The 16,816-nt window shown below is 70.2% G+C and carries 15 protein-coding genes; 11 read left to right on the top strand and 4 right to left on the bottom strand.

The genetic code is table 11. From position 1 onward, the window contains the following. Positions 1–307: 307 nt before the first annotated feature. Complete coding sequence (locus ADL03_RS01755) at positions 308–1,234, top strand: DUF3048 domain-containing protein (RefSeq protein WP_063798431.1); 927 nt, start codon at positions 308–310, stop codon at positions 1,232–1,234. Positions 1,235–1,392: 158 nt separating this feature from the next. On the opposite strand, the gene ADL03_RS01750 is transcribed toward ADL03_RS01755, so the two are convergent. Next, positions 1,393–1,947 (bottom strand): DoxX family membrane protein, encoded by a 555-nt coding sequence (locus ADL03_RS01750; RefSeq protein ID WP_053731539.1) that lies wholly within the window; start codon positions 1,945–1,947, stop codon positions 1,393–1,395. 134 nt (positions 1,948–2,081) lie between these two features. Further along, positions 2,082–3,065, bottom strand: coding sequence for a nitroreductase family protein (locus ADL03_RS01745; RefSeq protein WP_053731538.1), 984 nt, complete (start codon positions 3,063–3,065; stop codon positions 2,082–2,084). A 350-nt stretch (positions 3,066–3,415) separates the two neighbouring features. Here ADL03_RS01745 and ADL03_RS01740 point away from each other — a divergent pair, with 350 nt between their 5' ends. The 3 genes from ADL03_RS01740 to ADL03_RS01730 all read left to right on the top strand — a co-directional run bounded on the left by ADL03_RS01740 (position 3,416) and on the right by ADL03_RS01730 (position 8,063). Then, positions 3,416–4,510 carry a ricin-type beta-trefoil lectin domain protein gene (locus ADL03_RS01740; RefSeq protein WP_053731537.1) on the top strand — a complete coding sequence of 365 codons (1,095 nt, stop codon included), beginning with the start codon at positions 3,416–3,418 and terminating at the stop codon, positions 4,508–4,510. Between the two features lie 371 nt (positions 4,511–4,881). Then, on the top strand, positions 4,882–6,864 hold the full coding sequence (locus ADL03_RS01735; protein ID WP_053731536.1) for a tetratricopeptide repeat protein: 1,983 nt from the start codon (positions 4,882–4,884) through the stop codon (positions 6,862–6,864). After that, positions 6,861–8,063, top strand: coding sequence for a hypothetical protein (locus ADL03_RS01730; RefSeq protein ID WP_053731535.1), 1,203 nt, complete (start codon positions 6,861–6,863; stop codon positions 8,061–8,063). The genes ADL03_RS01735 and ADL03_RS01730 overlap by 4 nt, the downstream gene beginning before the upstream one ends. Before the next feature lie 93 nt (positions 8,064–8,156). Here ADL03_RS01730 and ADL03_RS01725 read toward each other — a convergent pair whose 3' ends face one another. Both ADL03_RS01725 and ADL03_RS01720 read right to left on the bottom strand, forming a co-directional pair. Next, positions 8,157–9,239 carry a hypothetical protein gene (locus ADL03_RS01725; RefSeq protein ID WP_053731534.1) on the bottom strand — a complete coding sequence of 361 codons (1,083 nt, stop codon included), beginning with the start codon at positions 9,237–9,239 and terminating at the stop codon, positions 8,157–8,159. 290 nt (positions 9,240–9,529) lie between these two features. Beyond that, complete coding sequence (locus tag ADL03_RS01720) at positions 9,530–10,231, bottom strand: SDR family NAD(P)-dependent oxidoreductase (protein ID WP_053731533.1); 702 nt, start codon at positions 10,229–10,231, stop codon at positions 9,530–9,532. Positions 10,232–10,345: 114 nt separating this feature from the next. On the opposite strand from ADL03_RS01720, the gene ADL03_RS01715 reads away from it, so the two are divergent. From ADL03_RS01715 to ADL03_RS01685, 7 genes are all read left to right on the top strand, one after another. Beyond that, a complete protein-coding gene (locus tag ADL03_RS01715; RefSeq protein WP_231641346.1) occupies positions 10,346–11,209 on the top strand; it encodes a helix-turn-helix domain-containing protein in 864 nt (287 codons plus the stop codon). 24 nt (positions 11,210–11,233) lie between these two features. Then, positions 11,234–12,079 carry an alpha/beta hydrolase gene (locus ADL03_RS01710; RefSeq protein WP_053731531.1) on the top strand — a complete coding sequence of 282 codons (846 nt, stop codon included), beginning with the start codon at positions 11,234–11,236 and terminating at the stop codon, positions 12,077–12,079. After that, complete coding sequence (locus ADL03_RS01705) at positions 12,076–12,729, top strand: TetR/AcrR family transcriptional regulator C-terminal domain-containing protein (RefSeq protein ID WP_053731530.1); 654 nt, start codon at positions 12,076–12,078, stop codon at positions 12,727–12,729. Before ADL03_RS01710 ends, ADL03_RS01705 begins: the two co-directional genes overlap by 4 nt. A gap of 410 nt (positions 12,730–13,139) precedes the next feature. Next, positions 13,140–13,748 (top strand): CBS domain-containing protein, encoded by a 609-nt coding sequence (locus tag ADL03_RS01700; RefSeq protein ID WP_063798430.1) that lies wholly within the window; start codon positions 13,140–13,142, stop codon positions 13,746–13,748. 31 nt (positions 13,749–13,779) lie between these two features. Further along, positions 13,780–14,106 (top strand): universal stress protein, encoded by a 327-nt coding sequence (locus ADL03_RS01695; RefSeq protein WP_082372790.1) that lies wholly within the window; start codon positions 13,780–13,782, stop codon positions 14,104–14,106. Next, on the top strand, positions 14,103–14,519 hold the full coding sequence (locus ADL03_RS01690) for an HPP family protein (RefSeq protein WP_082372789.1): 417 nt from the start codon (positions 14,103–14,105) through the stop codon (positions 14,517–14,519). Before ADL03_RS01695 ends, ADL03_RS01690 begins: the two co-directional genes overlap by 4 nt. A gap of 83 nt (positions 14,520–14,602) precedes the next feature. Beyond that, positions 14,603–16,744, top strand: a complete 2,142-nt coding sequence (locus ADL03_RS01685; RefSeq protein WP_053731526.1) for a DEAD/DEAH box helicase — start codon at positions 14,603–14,605, stop codon at positions 16,742–16,744. Positions 16,745–16,816 lie beyond the last annotated feature (72 nt).

Below are 16,816 nucleotides of genomic sequence, written 5' to 3'. Positions count from 1 at the left end.
AGCCGGTGCCCGCTCGATGAACTGGCGGACGAGAACCGTGCCGTCGAGCTGCACGATGTAGGCCGACTGGGGGGCCTTCGAGCGCGGCGTCCCACGTGCCGCCGCTGTCGGTCCAGTCGAAGACGTGCTCATCGGGCCGTGCTGGTCCCGGCTCGCCCGTCCACGCCCCGGAGAACCTCCGTCACCCGATCGATCGACTCTCCGGAGTCACTGACGGGTTCAGCACCTCTGAGCTCGGTCACTGTCCGGAAAGGACTCCGGCCGCGTCGCGAAACTCTCCGAAGCGGTCTACTGTGGAGCGTTCACCGTGGAGAGGCAGGACGTGCGCACGAAAATCGTTCTCGCTGTGGCGGTGGTCGCCGCCGTGGTCGCCGCTGTCGTCGTGCTCCTGCCCAAGGGTGGTGAGCCCGGCAAGAGCACCGCGTCGCCCACGAACACCCTGCCGGGGGTGTACGTCGTCAAGATCGACAACGCCACCGCCGCCCGACCGCAGACCGGTCTGGGATCGGCCGACGTGGTGTACGTGGAACCGGTCGAGGGCGGCCTGACGCGGTTCGCCGCCGTGTACTCGTCACCACCCGAGGTGGTGGGACCGGTGCGCAGCGCCCGCGAGACAGACCTCGACCTGCTGACCCAGTACGGGTCGCCGGTCCTCGCCTACTCCGGTTCCGCGCCCGAGCTCGCGCCCCTGGTGCAACGCTCCGGCCTGGTCCGCGCGGCACCGGAGGACGCGGCCGACGCGTACTCCCGGGACAACGCCAGGGCCGCGCCGCACAACCTCTACGTCCGGCCGCACCACCTGCCCGCACCGTCCGCGGGTCCGGCGAAGGCCCCGCGGACGGGCCCGGCCCCGTCCGGCGGCCGCCCGGTCACCAGCCAGGAGATCACCTACCCGGGTGACCGCTTCGACCTCGCCTGGAACGACGGCTGGAAGATCTCGCTCGACGGGTCCCCGTTGACGTCGACGGAGTCGGGCCAGGTCACGGCCACCACCGTCGTCCTGCAGCAGGCCTCCACCCGATCGGGCGAGTTCGTGGAGGACACCAGCGGTAAGCCGTCCCCCGTCGTGGTGACGGTCGGGTCCGGTTCGGGCGTGGTCCTGCGCGACGGCCGCGCCTTCGACGTCACGTGGTCCCGCCCGACGGCGACCGAGCCGACCCGCTACACCACCGCCGACGGCACCGAGGTCCCGCTGGCCCCGGGACAGACGTGGGTGTTCCTGGTCGTGCCCTGACCTGGCAGCACCCTCCACTGTGGACGCGACACTTGCGGCGCCCTCGGTCGTGTTGCCTGCGCTCACGTCGAGCACCTTGCCGCTGTGGCGGTTGCTCGGACCGATGAGCGCGAGTCGGGGGCGCCGCGATCTCGTGGCGCCCCCGACCCCTCCCACCATCACCGCAGCCAGGTGTTCGCCTTGACCACGGGCAGCTCGTTCCACCAGCGGGCCAGTCCCCAGGTCGCGCCCGAGGCGGTGGCCGCCAGTGCGATCAGCACGAGCGCGTAGACGACGTGGTAGTCGATGAGCGGGTTGGTCGACATCGTGGCCTGGCCGCCCGAGGTGTGCTGGGCCGGCGGCCATTCGGCGGCCCACATGAGCAGCATCATCACGGCGCCGCCGGTGGCGGCGATCCGCAGGCCGATGCCCAGTACCAGGGCGACGCCGATCGCGAGCAGACCCGCCATGAAGAGCAGGTCGGCCCACCAGGCGCCGGCCATGTCGTGGAACACCGACTCGAACGGTCCGACGGCCACCCGGCCGAGGAAGCCCTTCGTGGGCGAGCCGCCCGAGAACCACGCGTTCTTGGGCTGGGTGGCGTAGCCGAGGCCGAACGCCTTGTCGGCGAAGGCCCAGACGAACAGCAGGCCGGTCGTGATGCGCAGCACCGCGAGGGAGACGGTGGCACCCGTGCGGGTGTCGGTGCGGGCAGGGGCGTGAACGGCGGACATCGTTACCTCCTGGGAAGTTCCTCTACGTCGAGTCTGCTCAGGACCGTCGGCCGCGGACGCGGTCCTTGGTCCCGATCCGGCCGGGACGTCACGACCTGCCGTGGCGTCGAAACTGTGCCCTGCACCGAAATCGGTCAGTCGCGAAGCAGGTCGACGACCGGGCGGCGGGGTGTCGCGGGCAGCGGGTCGGCGTTGAAACCGGCCCAGCCGATCCTGATCACGAGCTGCGGGCACGCGGCGCCGCCGAGGACCTCGTCGCGCACGAGCTCCCTGGTCTCCACCACCTCCAGCGGCTGGCTCAGCGGGCAGGTCGCGAGTCCCGCGGCGGTGGCCTCCAGCAGCACCGCGCTGGTCGCCTCACCGGCCCGCAGCCGTGACAGGTCGTCGTCGGACGACGTGCTGAGCACCAGCAGCGCACCCGAGTCCTGGCCGAGCACGCCGCGGCCGCCCTGCAGCAACGAGCCGGGGGAGAACTCGCGCATCCTGAGGTTGCCGTACTGCCGCGGACCGACCGGGATGTTCGCCGCGGGAACACCCGCCGACGCACCGGGGTACACGCCGCTCCACTGCCGGATCTCGGCCCGGTAGGCGGGATCCGACTCCTGGACCTCGGCGGCCCTGATGATCGCCATCAGCAGCTCGTCACGCGCCTTGCCGGTCGCGACGTGAGCGTCCACGCCCTCGGCGCGCGCGGTCGCGACGAGCTGGTCCAGCAGCTCGTCGGGCGCGGGCCACGAGGAGAAGGCGCGGCGATCGGTGCGCCTGCGCGGGATCGCGGCCGCCAGCGCCACCTGGACGCCCCTCGGTTCGGATGGTTCGAACTCGACCGCGGCCAGGTGGTCGCGCAGGGCCGGGTTGGGCAGCCGGTGGACCTTCGCACGCCAGCCCAGTGCCGCGAGCCCGACCCGCAGGTGGTGCAACGCCGCCCCGCAGCTGACGACCAGGTCGGCGCCCAGCGGGTCGGTCGCCGGCACCGCGCGGGTGCGGTCGGCGTACAGGTGCAGGCTGTGCGCACCGGTTTCCCAGCGCCACGGCTGGGAGTTGTGCACCGACGGCGCTCGGCCCGCGAGCGCCACCGCCGCTCGCAGCGTCGTCTCATCGGGCTGACCACGGTCCATCCCGCTCACCTCCACGTCGAAGTACTGCCCTGAAGCTCGCAGGAGGGGCCACCGAGCGTGAGGGGCCTACGTCCCGACCGGACCGGGACCCATGTTCGCCCACAGATGATGTGAGCGTTAACTTCCGGGGCCTGGTGGCCAATTCCGCGGACAGGCGGTGGATCCGTCCGGTGAGGTCGAATTCGACAACCTTTGTTCGACGGTCACCACGTGCTAATCAGAGACACGATGTGTCTGCCTGGGCGTTTTCGAAACGTCGTCTCGTCTGGAGTTCTCCTTGACAGTGCGGCGGCGCGCGCCTTGACTGTGAGCGTTAACATTCCATTGTTGCTCTCAATGGGGAGAACACGATGCAGATCAGGTCAAGGTGGCTCGTCGGCTGTGCCGCCGCTCTGCTCGCCGCAGCGCTGACGTCCGCCCCACCGGCGGTCGCGGAGTCCAACGGTGGAACGCGGGTCATGCCGCTGGGCGACTCGATCACCGAGGGCACGCAGGTGCCCGGCGGCTACCGCATCGGGCTGTGGCAGCGGTTCGGCTCGGGTAACTACCGAGTCGACTTCGTCGGCTCCCAGTTCAACGGCCCCGCGTCGTTGGGAGACCACGACCACCAGGGTCATCCCGGCTGGCGCATCGACCAGATCGACGCGAACGTCGTGACGTGGCTGCGCAACACCAACCCGCGCACCGTGTTGCTGCACATCGGCACCAACGACATCCTGCAGAACTACAACGTCGCCAGCGCGCCCGCGCGTTTGTCGGCCCTGGTCGACCGCATCACCGCGACCGTGCCGAACGCCGACGTGTTCGTCGCGACGATCATCCCGCTGGCCAACTCGGGTCAGGAATCCGCTGCGCGCCAGTACAACGCGACGATTCCCGGCATGGTGCAGAGCAAGGTCAACGCGGGCAAGCGCGTGCGCCTGGTCGACATGCACGCCGCACTCACCACCGCCGACCTGATTGACGGCGTCCACCCGACGGCCACGGGCTACGACAAGATGGCGGCCGCCTGGTACGCGGCGCTGCGGTCCGTGCCCGGCAGCATCGGCGATCCCGTGACGGGCGGCAGGCAGATCGTCGGCGTGCCGTCGGGCCGGTGCGCGGACGTTCCGGGGTCGAGCACCGCCAACGGCACGCAGCTCCAGCTGTGGGACTGCCACGGCGGCAGCAACCAGAGCTGGACCTACACCTCCGGCCGGCAGCTCGTCGTCTACGGCTCGAAGTGCCTCGAAGCCGCCGGCGGCGGTACGGCCAACGGCACCAAGGCGACGATCTATGACTGCCACGGCGGCACGAACCAGCAGTGGAGCGTCAACGTTAACGGCACCATCACCAACGCGTTGTCCAACCTCTGCCTGGACGCCAGCGGCCTCGGCACGGCCAACGGCACCCAGCTGATCCTGTGGTCCTGCTCGGGGCAGTCCAACCAGCAGTGGAGGCAGTGAGCTGACGGATCGTCCCCTGGCCCGCGTACCGGGTCAGGGGACGGGCGCCTTGCCGCGGTTGTGGCCGCTTCGGACATGCGTGTGCCTCGGCGGCGCTGAGCGCGCGGGATGGTCGATGCCGAGCCGTGAAAGCCAGCCGAACAACGCGTGCCGATCTGATTCCGTTCGACCTGGCAAGATTGTTCAGAAATTCCTATAGCAGCTGCCAGGAGCCCTTTCGAGGAGCGACCTGGAAGTCGTCGTGTATCCTCCCGTGCGCCTTTTCCTGCCGCTAGCCCGTTGGAGTGCAAACGCCACTTCGTCGTTCATTTTCTGGGCATCATCGTGGGGTGAGCGACGATTCGAGAACAGGTGGCGGGAACAGAGCGGATGTGAAGTCGGTCGGAACGCTGGTTCAGACCGGGGTCGTCAACGGCGACCTCAACCTGCACCCCGGCGCCGGACATCAGGCCGCCGAATACCGCGCTCCGCGGCAGCTGCCGGCGACCAGCAGGCACTTCGTCGGGCGGGCCGAGGAGCTCGGCCGGTTGACGGCGCTGGCCGAAGCGCCCAGCGGCAGGGGCAACCGGGTGTGCGTGGTCGAGGGCGCGCCTGGGGTCGGCAAGACCAGCCTGGTCACGCGGTGGGCGCACGACGTGGCCGACCGGCTCTTCCCCGACGGTCAGATCTACCTGAACCTGCACGGCTTCACACCGGGACGGCCCGCCGTCGACCACGAACGGGCCACCCTCGCGCTGCTGGCCGCCTTGCGGGTGCCGCCGGAGCGGGTGCTGCCCGACGCCGACCTGCGCATGGCGTTGTTCCGCGACCTCGTGCACGACCGGTCGTTGTTGCTGGTGCTCGACAACGCCTTGGACAGCGGTCAGGTCGAGCCGTTGCTGCCTGGCGACGGGTCGTGTTTCGTGGTCGTCACCACGCGCCGCAACGCCACGGGGCTGCGCGCTTTGTACGGGGCGGAGTCCGTGCGGCTGGAGTTGCTGGCGCGGGACGAGTCGCTGGAGCTGTTCGGGCGTTATCTCGGCGCGGAAAGAGCCGGCAGTCCCGCTGTCCACGAATTGGCCAGGAAATGCGCCGACCTGCCGTTGGCGATTTCCATCGCGGCCGCGGCTGCGGGTCAGCACCCCGGCATGGATCTCGACAGGTTCGCCGGGGAGCCGCTGGACGAGAGCCTGCGGCTCGACCTCCCCGCCGCCGACGTGTGGGCGGTGGTCGCGAGCTCGTGCCGACTGCTGTCGGCGGGGGCGGCGAGAGTGCTGCGGCTCACCGCTCTGTGGCCGGGCGACGCCTTCGGGGCGGAGGCCACCGCGGCGGTGTGCGGACTGGGGGTCCGCGAGGCCGAACGGCTCCTGCGGGAGCTGGTGTCGCACAACCTGCTGCTCACCGACGGCCGCCGCTACCGGTGCCACGACCTGCTGCGCACGTTCGCCCAGGAGCGGTGCGCGGCGACTGATCCGGCCGCGGACCGCGACAAGGCGATCACCGCGTTGCTCGACTACGCCCTGCACGCCGCGTTTCGGGCGGACCGGTACCTCAACGCGCACCGCCGGCCGATCGCCGTCCCCGAACCACCGGCCGGGATGGCGTTGCCCGCTGTCACCGACTACGCGGGCGCGGTCGCCTGGTTCGGCTCGGAGATCACGGCGCTGCTGGGTGCCGCGCGGCTGGCGTTCGACCGCGGTTCGTTCGGCCACGCCTGGATGATCCCGTGGACGCTGGTGAACTTCCTGTCGCTGCACGGCCGCTGGCAGGACTGGATCGACAGCCACACCACGGCCCTCGACGCCGCGCGCCTGCTGCACGACGTGACGGCGGAGAGCCGCGTGCTGCAGTCGCTGGCCAGGGCGCACACCGAGGCCGGGCAACCGGACCGCGCGGTCGCGCACTACTCGGCCGCGCTCGCGAACTACAGGCGGGCCGGCGACACGAACGGCGAGGCCAACTGCCTCAACGGCCGCGCGGGCAGCCACCTGCGCGCGGGCCGGCCGGAGGACGCGCTGCCCGACGCCACGGCGGCCTTGGCGATCTACACGGCGCGGGACGACACGATCGGCCGCGCGAGCACGATCAACCTGATCGGCCGGGTGCAGACCGCCCTGGGCGCGCGGGAACGGGCCGTCGTGGTGCACGGCGAGGCGTTGCGGTTGTTCCGGCGGGCGGGCGACCGGTACGGCCAGGCGCAGGCCCTCGGTGCGATGGGACTCGCCCTGAGCGCGTCGGGACGGCACCGGTTCGCGGTGGTCTGCCACCAGCGGGCCGTCGCGCTGCACGAGGAGCTGGGCAGCACCGTGCAGCTCGCGCTCGCCCGCGACTGGGCCGCGCAGGCGCTGGCCGCCGAGCGGGAGGTGGCGAGGTGACCGCGCTGGACCTGTTCCTGTTTCTGGCAACCACCACCGCGGTCAGCGCCCTGTTCCGGGTCGGCAAGGCGGCGCGCGTCCTGTGGGGACCCGCGGGGCTGCTGCTCTACGCCCTGATCGCGCTCTTCCTCAACGTGGTCACGACGGCCGGCCTGCTGGCGATGCTGCACGTCACACACCCCCACAGCATCCTGGCGGTCGTCTTCACCTGTGGCGTCACCACCGCCGCGTTGGCCGCTGCCGTGACGACCCGGCCTGCCAGACTCGCAAGGCGTGCCAGACCCGCAAGGCGGGCGGGTCCCAGGTTCTCCTGGTTCCCGTACCTCACCTTCGGCAAGGCGTTCACCATCGCCGCAGGCGCCGTCCCACTGGCCACGATCTACTTCCTCCTGGCCGGCGGCCTGCCCGAGTCGATCGCGATGCGGCTGCACGTGTTGATCGTTCCCCTCGTCGTCGTGGCGAGCCTCTTCCTCGACCGCGCACAACGCCAGCTGAAGGCCAAGACCGAGGCGAACGCCACCAAGATCAAGGGGGCGGTGGTCTACATCCGCGGGTTCCGCGAGGAGTGGACGCGCTTCGCCATCACCTCCACCGACCACAAGGTGAACAACAAGCTCGGCATCACCTACAAGACCAACCGCCTGCGCCGCGGACAGGCGACGTTCGCGGAGTTCCTGGCACTGAACGTCACCCGGCAGTTGGGGCCCTGGCGGCACATGGGCAACCTGAAGGACCGGCTGCCACCCCACGGCGGCACACCGCTTTACATCGCCAACAAGCAGTGGCGCAGGGACTTCGCCTTCCTGGTGCGGCATTCTCGGTGCGTCATCACGTTTCCCCACCACTATCCGAAGCTCCGGTACGAGCTGTCGGTGATCAGAAACGAAGGTGCGCACCGCCGACTGTTCGTGCTCACCCCACCGTTGACCTCGGGCCGCAGGATGGCCAACATCGGTTCACAGCGGTGGTACGAGTTCGCCGACACCGCACGGCAGAAGCACGGGAGCGCCGATCCGTTCTCCCGCGAGCTGTGGCCGAACCCAGGTCCCGGCGCCGTCGTGACCTTCAACGACGATGGCACCGCCCTGGTGTTGCGCACCAACGCCCAGACGCCGGCCGACTACGTCAGCGCCATCAAGCCCCACCTCGACTCGCTCACGTCCGGTCCTACCGCCGGCTCGACGCCGGTGTCCGGGTGACGACGAGAGTGCAACGGCGGCGAGCACCACGGCCGGAACCGGCTCGCCGGCGCGGGAGACCGGGCCGGCGAGCCGTGCTGGTGCTCGGGCGGACTACTTCTCCCGCAACAGGTACACGTCGCCGTTGCCGGCCGCGTCGCTGTTGAAGATCAGGTCCGTGTCGTTGATGAACGCGGCGTGCGGGTGCACCGACTCCGAGTCCGAAGAGCTCCGGTGCTTGAACATCTTCACGGTGTCGACCTTGTTCGTGCCGGGCTTGATGTAATAGTAGTAGATGTAGGGCGCCGATTCGTCGTGCCCGTCGCCCTGGATGATCGTCCGCGCGGGGTTCATGGCGAAGTGGTTGCTCCGGTCCCGGATGTCGTAGCTGAAGAACTCCTCTTTGCGGATGTTGTAGGTCACCACCTGCTCCGGCGTGTCACCTTGCGCCCGTTGCACGAAAGCGGCGTCCCGGCCGTTGGACTCCCAGAAAGGGTGCGCGCCGTGATCGTTGGAGTCGGTCAGCATCGTCTTCTTCTTGGTGTCGATGTTCACCAGGCCGATCTGGTCCTCGACGAGCAGGTGGAAGAGCAGCGTGTCCCCGTGCACGGGATTGATCAACACGTGGTCGACCTTGCCGTCGATCTTCTTGACCGTTTCGAGCTCTCCCGTTCTCGCGTCGATGAGGACGAGTGAGGAACGTTTTTCCTCCTCGTGGTACAGCGACGCGGCGATCGTCTTCCCGTCCGACGTGAGCGAGGGAATGCCCTTGAGGTCGTATTTTTCCGGGATGGTGCGGATCTTCTTCTCGCGGTACGGCGCGCGCAGGCTGACGCTGGTGATCGTCCGGTCCTCGACGTAGAAGGCCTCGTCGGTCGTGGGCGAGACGTTGGCGTGGTCGCCCTCGATGTCGTCGGAGTCCGTCACCTGCACGAACTTCCCGTTGTCGAGCGACATGAGGTAGAGGTTCTCGTGCCCGTCCCGCTTCGACATGAACAGGACAGAATTGAGTGAGGGGACGTAGGGGTCCACGTCGAGGTACATCTTGTTGTCCAGCGCCTTGGACGTGGTGAGCTGAACTACCTCGTAGTCGGGATCGAGCGCCGGAAGGGTTTTCCACTCCGCCTCGAAACGCGCGCCCTTTCCGTATTCGGCGACGGATCCCTCGGCGAGGGCGGCGCAGGAGAACCCCAGCATGCTGACGCAGACGAGTAAAGCCGCAGTTGCTTTCACGAGAATAGACCCTCCAGGCTGGAACGCGAAAGACAGGCCGTTCTCGACTATAGAAATCGGTATCGCGCTCCACAACGGATTCAGTCTCACTCTTTCGAGTGGAGCACAGTGGGGTTCTCCCACCGTGGATTCTCCACATCATCACCACTATTCCTCTCGATGGGAAATTTTCGGCGGAAGTCAAAGATTCCACGGTGGCTGGACAGGGGGTGTCCGGATTTCGCGATCGGGAGTGGTGCGGAAACGCCGCCGGGTCAGGACCAGGCGAGTTCGCCCTCGCGGGAGACGAGCCTCCCGGTGCCCGCTCCGCGACCCTCGGTGGCGAGCGCGACGATCGCGTCCGTTCCCTCGGTGACGGTCTGGAAACCGCTGTGCCCGTTGAGGTCCGTCGCGGTGTAGCCGGGGTCGGCGGCGTTGACGCGGAGGCCCTCCAGTCCCTTGGCGTACTGCGTGGTCAGCATCGTCAGCGCGGCTTTCGAGGCGGTGTACAGCGGCGCGAGGACTCGCGACTCCGGCCGGTCCGGATCGTGGGTGAGGGCGAGGGAACCCATGCCGCTGCTGACGTTCACGACCACGGGGTCGTCCGAGCGCCTCAGCAGCGGCAGGAACGCGCTCGTCGTGCGGATCACGCCGATGACGTTGACCTGGAAGACGGCGAGGGCGTCGGCGCCGGTGAGGTCCTGCGGGTCCCCTCCGACGGGGCCGTGCACACCGGCGTTGTTGATGAGGACGTCGATCCGGCCCTCGTGCTCCCGGACGTTCGCTGCCGCGGCGGACACCGAGGCGTCATCGGTCACGTCGATGGGGACGTACCGCGCGCCGAGCGCCGCGGCGGCCTCTTCTCCACGGGCCCGGTCGCGGGCTCCGATCAGGACGGTGTGGCCCAGTTCGACGAGGCGGCGGGCGGTTTCGCGGCCGAGACCCTTGTTGGCGCCGGTGATGAAGGTGATCGTCATGAGCTCGATGGTGGTCCTGGGCGCGGACGCGAACCAGGAACGACGTGACGGTAGGAAGAGCAGTACCACCTTCACGTTCGGACAACCGGGGCCGCAGGCAGCAGGATGGACGTCGTGACGACCTCCGGCGCCGGCCTCGGCGCGATGATCCGCACCTGGCGGGACCGGCTGTCCCCGGCGGCCGCCGGGTTCGCTGTGGCCCGCGGACGGCGGGCGACCGGGCTGCGGCGTGAAGAGCTCGCCGACCTGGCCGGGGTGTCGGTCGACTACGTCGTGCGGCTGGAACAGGGGAGGGCCACCACGCCCTCGGCGTCGGTGGTGGCGTCGCTGGCGCGCGCGTTGCAGCTGTCCGCCGCCGAACGGGATCACCTGTACCGGCTTGCCGGGCTCGTACCGCCGGCCGAGGGATCGATCTCCGACCACGTCCCGCCGGGGATGCAGCGGGTGCTCGCCCGCCTCGGAGACGCGGCGGTCGCGGTCTTCGCGGCGGACTGGCAGCTGGTGTGGTGGAACCGTGGTTGGGCGGCGCTGCTGGGTGACCCCTCCGTCTGCCCGCCCAGGCTGCGCAACTTCGCCCGTGACCGGTTCCCCGCCGTCAGCGGTTCCGCCCACCTCGCGCGGTGGCCGGTGACCGAGGCGGACCGCGATGCCACGGATGCCGCCGTCGTCTCCGACCTGCGCCGCGCCACCGGCCGGTTCCCGCACGACCGCCGCCTGACCGCACTCGTCCGCGAGCTGACCGCGGGCAACAGGAGGTTCGCGGAGCTGTGGGCGACCGGACGGGTCGCCACGCACCGCGAGGACCACAAGACGATCCACCACCCCGCTGTGGGACCGGTCGAGGTCGACTGCGACCTCCTGACCGACGGCGACTCCGAGCTCAAGATCGTGATCATGACGGCGGTGCCCGGCAGCGAGGACGAGACCAAGCTCCAGCTCGCCGCCGTCACCGGCGCACCTGCCGCGGTGGACGCCTGAGCTCACCGCGTTGCCGGGGCGCGGTTGTACGCGGAGATCACGGGCACGGGTGCGGCGCTGGTGCTGATCCCCGGCGGTGGTGGTGACGCCGAGATGTACGCCGACGTCGTCCCACTGCTGGCGAGGCGGTTCACCGTGATCACCTACGACCGGCGCGGGAACTCGCGCAGCCCGCTCGACGACGAGGCCGCCTCGATCGCCGTCACCGACCAGGCCGCCGACGTGGTGGCTGTGCTGGACCACCTCGGAATCGAGCGGGCCCACGTCTTCGGCAACAGCGGTGGCGCGATCATCGCGCTGGAGGTCCTGGCCGGGCACGGTGACCGGTTGCTGAGTGCGGTGGTGCACGAGCCGCCGCTGGTGCAGATCCTGCCCGGCAGCCCGGAGCAGCGGGAACTGGACGAGCTGCGCCGGATCGCGGACACCGAAGGACCACTGCGCGGGTTCGTAGCGTTCGCGGCGATGACCATGCCCCGGCCACCTCGGTTGCTCCAGACTCGCGCCGGCCGGGCGGTGCTGGCCGCGGCGATGCGGGTGGCGCTGCTCGCCGGCGCGGTGACGCGCCGGGTGACCGGGTGTGCGCCGGGTGGCATGCACCGCCTCCTGGGCAACGCCGAGATGCTCTTCCGCCGCGAGTTACCCGCGTTCTGCTACGACTACCACCCCGACTTCACAGCGCTGGGATCGGCCGGGGTGCGCTGGTGGCCGGCGACCGGCCGGGACAGTGGAGGCCGGCCCTACCACCGGCCCGCCCACGTCCTGGGTGAGAAACTCGGCACACCCGTCGTGGAGTTTCCCGGCGGGCACACCGCATACCAGCAGCACCCCGAGGAATTCGCCCGCCGCCTGACCGAGCTCCTGGACACATGACCAGCAACGAACGCCCCCACCGGCCGCGCCCGGTCGCGCCGACCAGACCGGCGCTGAACCGCGAGTACATCGCCGCCATGGCGCTCGTGCTCATCGACGACATCGGGCGGGACAAGTTCTCCATGCGCAAGCTCGGTGCCGAGCTCGGCGTCGACCTGATGGCCGTCTACCGGTACTTCACCGACCAGGAAGCACTCTTCGACGGCATCGCGGACACGCTCTTCACCGAACTCGACGTCGAGGCGCTTCCCTGGGCCGGACCCTGGCGTGATCTGGCCGAGCAGTACACCCGTCGCCTGCGCGACGTGCTGCTCGCGCACCCGCGTGCGGTGACCGTCTTCGCCACCCGCCCGGTCCGCTCTCCGGCCGCCATCGAGACCGGCGACCGCATGATCACCCTGATGACCGAGGCCGGCTTCACCCCGGGCGACGCCCTGCGCGTCCTGCGCTGCCTGCGGGAGTTCACCGTCGGCCACGCACTCATCCAGGCCGTGCTCCAGCTCGGCGGCGAACGGCGGAGCAGGAAACCGGCGCCGGAGTCACCGGAGTACAACCTGCTGGCCCGCGGGGCCGACGAGGCGGGCGCCGACGGGCACTTCGACCTCGGCCTCACCGCGATGCTCGACAGCTTCGCTCGGCTCAGCAGATGACGGCGTGTGTTGGAACTGCTTGCTGACGACCGAAGGTGAACCGGGGTAGGTGGGTGGGACGACCTCGCTTCCCTTGCGCACGGCGAGGTCAACCCGCTGGCTCAGCCGCCACCGCCGCCACCGGACGTTTCCGGTCCTGGCTCGTCGTCGGGGTGCCCCGGATTCGGTGACGGTGCCACGAATGCGGACGATGTTCAGCGCCGAGTCCCCGCGCTGCAACGACACCCGCTTCACGCCTCAGCGGAGCAGGACCAAGGTCCCCGGCGAGGGCAGGACCGGGGTCCCGCCCGGTGGCGCCTTTGGCACGTGTCCGCCGCGCCGCGCCCTGGGCAGGCTTGACCTCGTCGCACCGAACCCGCGAGGCCGGGGTCGGCCCGCCACACCGAGAGCGTCGGTTGAAGGAGCACCAGATGAGGACCCGAGACGTGATGACGACCGACGTCCTGACCGTCACCCCGGACACGCCGGCCCGTGAGGCCGCCCGGCTGCTCGCCGAGCGCGGCTTCACCGCGTTGCCCGTGGTCGACGCCGCGGGTGAGCTGGTCGGTGTGGTCGGCGAGAGCGAGTTGTTGCGCGACCGGTTGCCGCAGGACCCGCGGTGGCTGGTGCACGGCGAACCGCCGCAGCCCCGTCGCGAGCCCGCGGACTCGGTGTCCGCGGTGATGGCGAAGCCGTGGACGGTGACGCCGAACACCGACCTCGCCGAGGTCGCCGACCTGATGCTGCGGCACGGCGTCCGCAGCGTCCCGGTCGTGCGGGAAGGACGGCTGGCCGGCGTCGTGACCCGCCGCGACCTGCTCCGCTCGATCAGCCGGGCGGACTGGATCATCGAGGCCGAGATCCGCCACCGGCTCGGCATGATCGGCGGCTCGCAGCGGTGGGCGGTGGCGGTCGACAACGGCCGGGTGTCCATTGTGGACAGGATGGACGACGCGACCGACCGGCACGTCGCCGAGGTGCTCGCGCTCGCGGTCGCGGGCGTCACCGGCGTGCACATCACCGCGCCCCAACGGATCTGAGCCCAGCTCCACTCCGAACGAGGAGGACCTCATGAACACGGCATCAGCCCCGGTAGTGGTGGGTGTCGACGGCACACCGGCATCGAACGCCGCACTGGAATGGGCGGTGGTGCGGGAGTCGACGGTGAACCGCGTGCAACTGACCGAGATCGCGCAGCTGAGCTTGCGGGGCTGTGCGCCCGAGGCGCTGGAGACGGTGTCGGAGGGCGCGGCGCTGCTGGTCGTCACGTCGCACACCGGCCACTGGACGCGGCAGATCGTGCTCGGCTCGACCAGCACGCACGTGGTCCGGCACGCCCACGCACCGGTCGTCGTCATCCCGGCGACCGACCGCGAGACGGCGGGAGCCACGCGATGAAGGCGGGCGACATGGTCCTGCGACCGTTGGTCAGCGTTGGTCCGCGCGACTTCGCCCGGCACGCCGAGGGGCTGATGGACGACTTCGGGCTCACGATGCTGCCGGTGGTCGACCAGGACGTGTTCCTCGGCGTCGTCACCGAGCCCGGCTGCCGGCGCGGCAAGGAGGGAGTGGCGGCACCGCACGTGCAGCAGGTCATGACGCAACCCGCGCTCACCGCGGGGCTGGACATGGACGTGCGGGACCTCTACGACGCGATGACCGTCTTCGACGTGCTGTGCGTGCCGGTGCTCGACGACGGACGGGTCGTCGGCATGGTCACCCGGTGCGAGGTGCTGCGGGCCATCAGCCACGACGATCCGCACCTGCGCGTCGGTCAGCTCGACGGCGCCGGCCTGACCGTCATCGGCTGACCGACCTCCGGCGAGGAGCGGCTCCGATCACCGACGACGAGTCCGGCTTCGGTATTCTCGGTCCGCCTGACGGAAGGACACGGGTGGACGACTCGTCGAAGGTCGGTAGGCATGCCCGCGCGGTGCTGGCCGCCGCGGAGGCGTTCCGGGCCGAGGCGGCAGCGGTGCGCGCGGAACCGGATCGGCTGCTCGCGCTCGCCGCCGAGCGGTACCGGGCGGTTCGCGACTCGCTGGTGGCCGAGCAGTTGCGCGCCATGCCGGTGGACAGGCTCCGGGACGCGACGGCGAACCTGCGGCTGAGCGCGTTGAAGGACGCCGGCTACCGGACCGTCGCCGATGTCGCCGGGGCGCGTCCCGAACAGCTCGACGGCGTTCCCGGGGTCGGCAGGCAGTCCGCCGAGCAGATCGTGCGGGTTGCCCGTGCCGTCGTCGACGGGGTCGTGCGCGACACGACGGTGCGGTTGAACCCCGATCGCGCTGACCGGGGCCAGACCGAGTTGCTGCAGCTGATGTCCAAGCTGCGCAGGGCGAACCAGCTCGTCGGACCGCTGAGCGAGCCGATCGCGGACGTGCTGGAGCGGGTCGACGCGGACGTGCGTGCCGCGGCCCGTGCCTGGAGCCGGCTGCGGATGTTCTTCTCGTGGCCGAAGAACCGGCAGGCCGCCATCGACTCGCTCGACCGGCTCGAGGTCCTGCTGGGCGGCCGGGACGTTGCGGTGTTGCGGGCGGTGGGCGCGCAGCTGCGCGTGCCGGACCTCGACCACCGCGCGCTGTGGCGCGACTACGAGCTCGACGCGGCCGCCTACAACACGCTGCTGGCCAGTCTCGCCGGTGCGGACGCGGTGCCGAATCGCAGTGCCGCCAACGGTTTCGTTCCGGCCGACATCGAGCACGAGGTCGACGCGACCACACTGGACACCAGCCTGCTGAAGGTGTCGCTGCGCGGCTACCAGGTGTTCGGGGCGAAGTTCGCGCTCGCCCGCAAACGCGTGATCATCGGTGACGAGATGGGGCTGGGCAAGACGATCGAGGCCATCGCGGTGATGGCCAGCCTCGCCGCGGGTGGGCGGCGCGGGTTCCTGGTGGTCTGCCCGGCGAGCGTCGTCGTCAACTGGGTCAACGAGATCGCGCGGCACAGCGACCTCGTGCCGCACCGGATGCACGGCGCGGGCCGTGACGACGCGGTCAGCGAGTGGGTGGAGCAGGGCGGTGTCGGTGTGACGACGTTCGGCACGTTGCCGAAACTGGTGCTGCCGAAGGGGTTCCGGCCGGCGCTGGTCGTGGTCGACGAGGCGCACTACGTCAAGAACCCGGACACCCAGCGCTCGCAGGCGGTCAACGAGGTCGTGCAGCGCGCGGAACGGGCGGTGCTCCTGACCGGCACGCCGATGGAGAACCGCGTCGAGGAGTTCCGCAACCTGGTCTCCTACCTCCAGCCGGGTGTCGCGGCCCGCACGGGCGCCGTCGACGCCGTGGTGGGGGCGAAGGCCTTCCGCCGCGTCGTCGCGCCGGTGTACCTGCGGCGCAACCAGGAGGACGTGCTGGGGGAGCTGCCCGAGCTGCTGGAGGTGGAGGACTGGGTCGAGTTCGGCGAGCAGGACCGGTCCGCGTACCTCGACGCGGTGCGCGAGGGGAACCTGATGGCGATGCGCCGCGCCGCGTTCGCGCCGGGCACGCCCGATGGCTCGGCGAAGCTGGAGCGGTTGCTGGAGATCATCGAGGAGTCGCGGGACAACGGCTGGAAGGTCGTGGTGTTCTCGTACTTCCACGACGTGCTGGACGCGGTCGCGAGCCAGGTCGACGTGTTCGGTCCGCTGACCGGCGCGACGTCGGCGCAGGGCCGTCAGGAGCTGGTGGACGCGTTCACGGCGTGCGAGGGGCACGCGGTGCTGGTGGCGCAGATCGAGGCGGGCGGTGTGGGCCTCAACATCCAGGCCGCGTCCGTGGTGATCATCGCCGAGCCGCAGTGGAAGCCGAGCACGGAGGACCAGGCGATCGCGCGCTGCCACCGGATGGGACAGGTCCGCAAGGTCCACGTGCACCGGTTGCTGGTCAAGGACAGCGTGGACGCGCGGGTGCAGGAGGTCCGCGACCACAAGACCCTGCTCTTCGACCACTACGCGCGTGAAAGCGACACGAAGCACTCACACGCAAGCGCGCTGGACTCGGCGATGTCCGTCGAGCAACGGGTTGTGCGGGCTGAGCAGCAGCGCCTCGGCGTCTGACGGCGGGCGGGACGGCACGGCTGTCACGTTCTGCGGCGAGGCGCTCACCAGCGGTGATGTGAGCATGAACAC

Origin of the sequence: Nocardia sp. NRRL S-836 (assembly GCF_001279525.1) — a bacterium.
Taxonomy (GTDB): Bacteria; Actinomycetota; Actinomycetes; order Mycobacteriales; family Pseudonocardiaceae; genus Lentzea.
Note: the sequence above shows the minus strand (reverse complement) of the source record. Positions and strands in the feature narration are given on the sequence as shown.

What these genes read in the sequence shown, in the direction of transcription:
- ADL03_RS01700 (WP_063798430.1), top strand. Translation starts at nt 13,140, where the DNA reads ATGAGGACCCGAGACGTGATGACGACCGACGTCCTGACCGTCACCCCG.
- ADL03_RS01745 (WP_053731538.1), bottom strand. Translation starts at nt 3,065, where the DNA reads ATGGACCGTGGTCAGCCCGATGAGACGACGCTGCGAGCGGCGGTGGCG.
- ADL03_RS01720 (WP_053731533.1), bottom strand. Translation starts at nt 10,231, where the DNA reads ATGACGATCACCTTCATCACCGGCGCCAACAAGGGTCTCGGCCGCGAA.
- ADL03_RS01695 (WP_082372790.1), top strand. Translation starts at nt 13,780, where the DNA reads ATGAACACGGCATCAGCCCCGGTAGTGGTGGGTGTCGACGGCACACCG.
- ADL03_RS01690 (WP_082372789.1), top strand. Translation starts at nt 14,103, where the DNA reads ATGAAGGCGGGCGACATGGTCCTGCGACCGTTGGTCAGCGTTGGTCCG.
- ADL03_RS01725 (WP_053731534.1), bottom strand. Translation starts at nt 9,239, where the DNA reads ATGCTGGGGTTCTCCTGCGCCGCCCTCGCCGAGGGATCCGTCGCCGAA.
- ADL03_RS01750 (WP_053731539.1), bottom strand. Translation starts at nt 1,947, where the DNA reads ATGTCCGCCGTTCACGCCCCTGCCCGCACCGACACCCGCACGGGTGCC.
- ADL03_RS01740 (WP_053731537.1), top strand. Translation starts at nt 3,416, where the DNA reads ATGCAGATCAGGTCAAGGTGGCTCGTCGGCTGTGCCGCCGCTCTGCTC.
- ADL03_RS01705 (WP_053731530.1), top strand. Translation starts at nt 12,076, where the DNA reads ATGACCAGCAACGAACGCCCCCACCGGCCGCGCCCGGTCGCGCCGACC.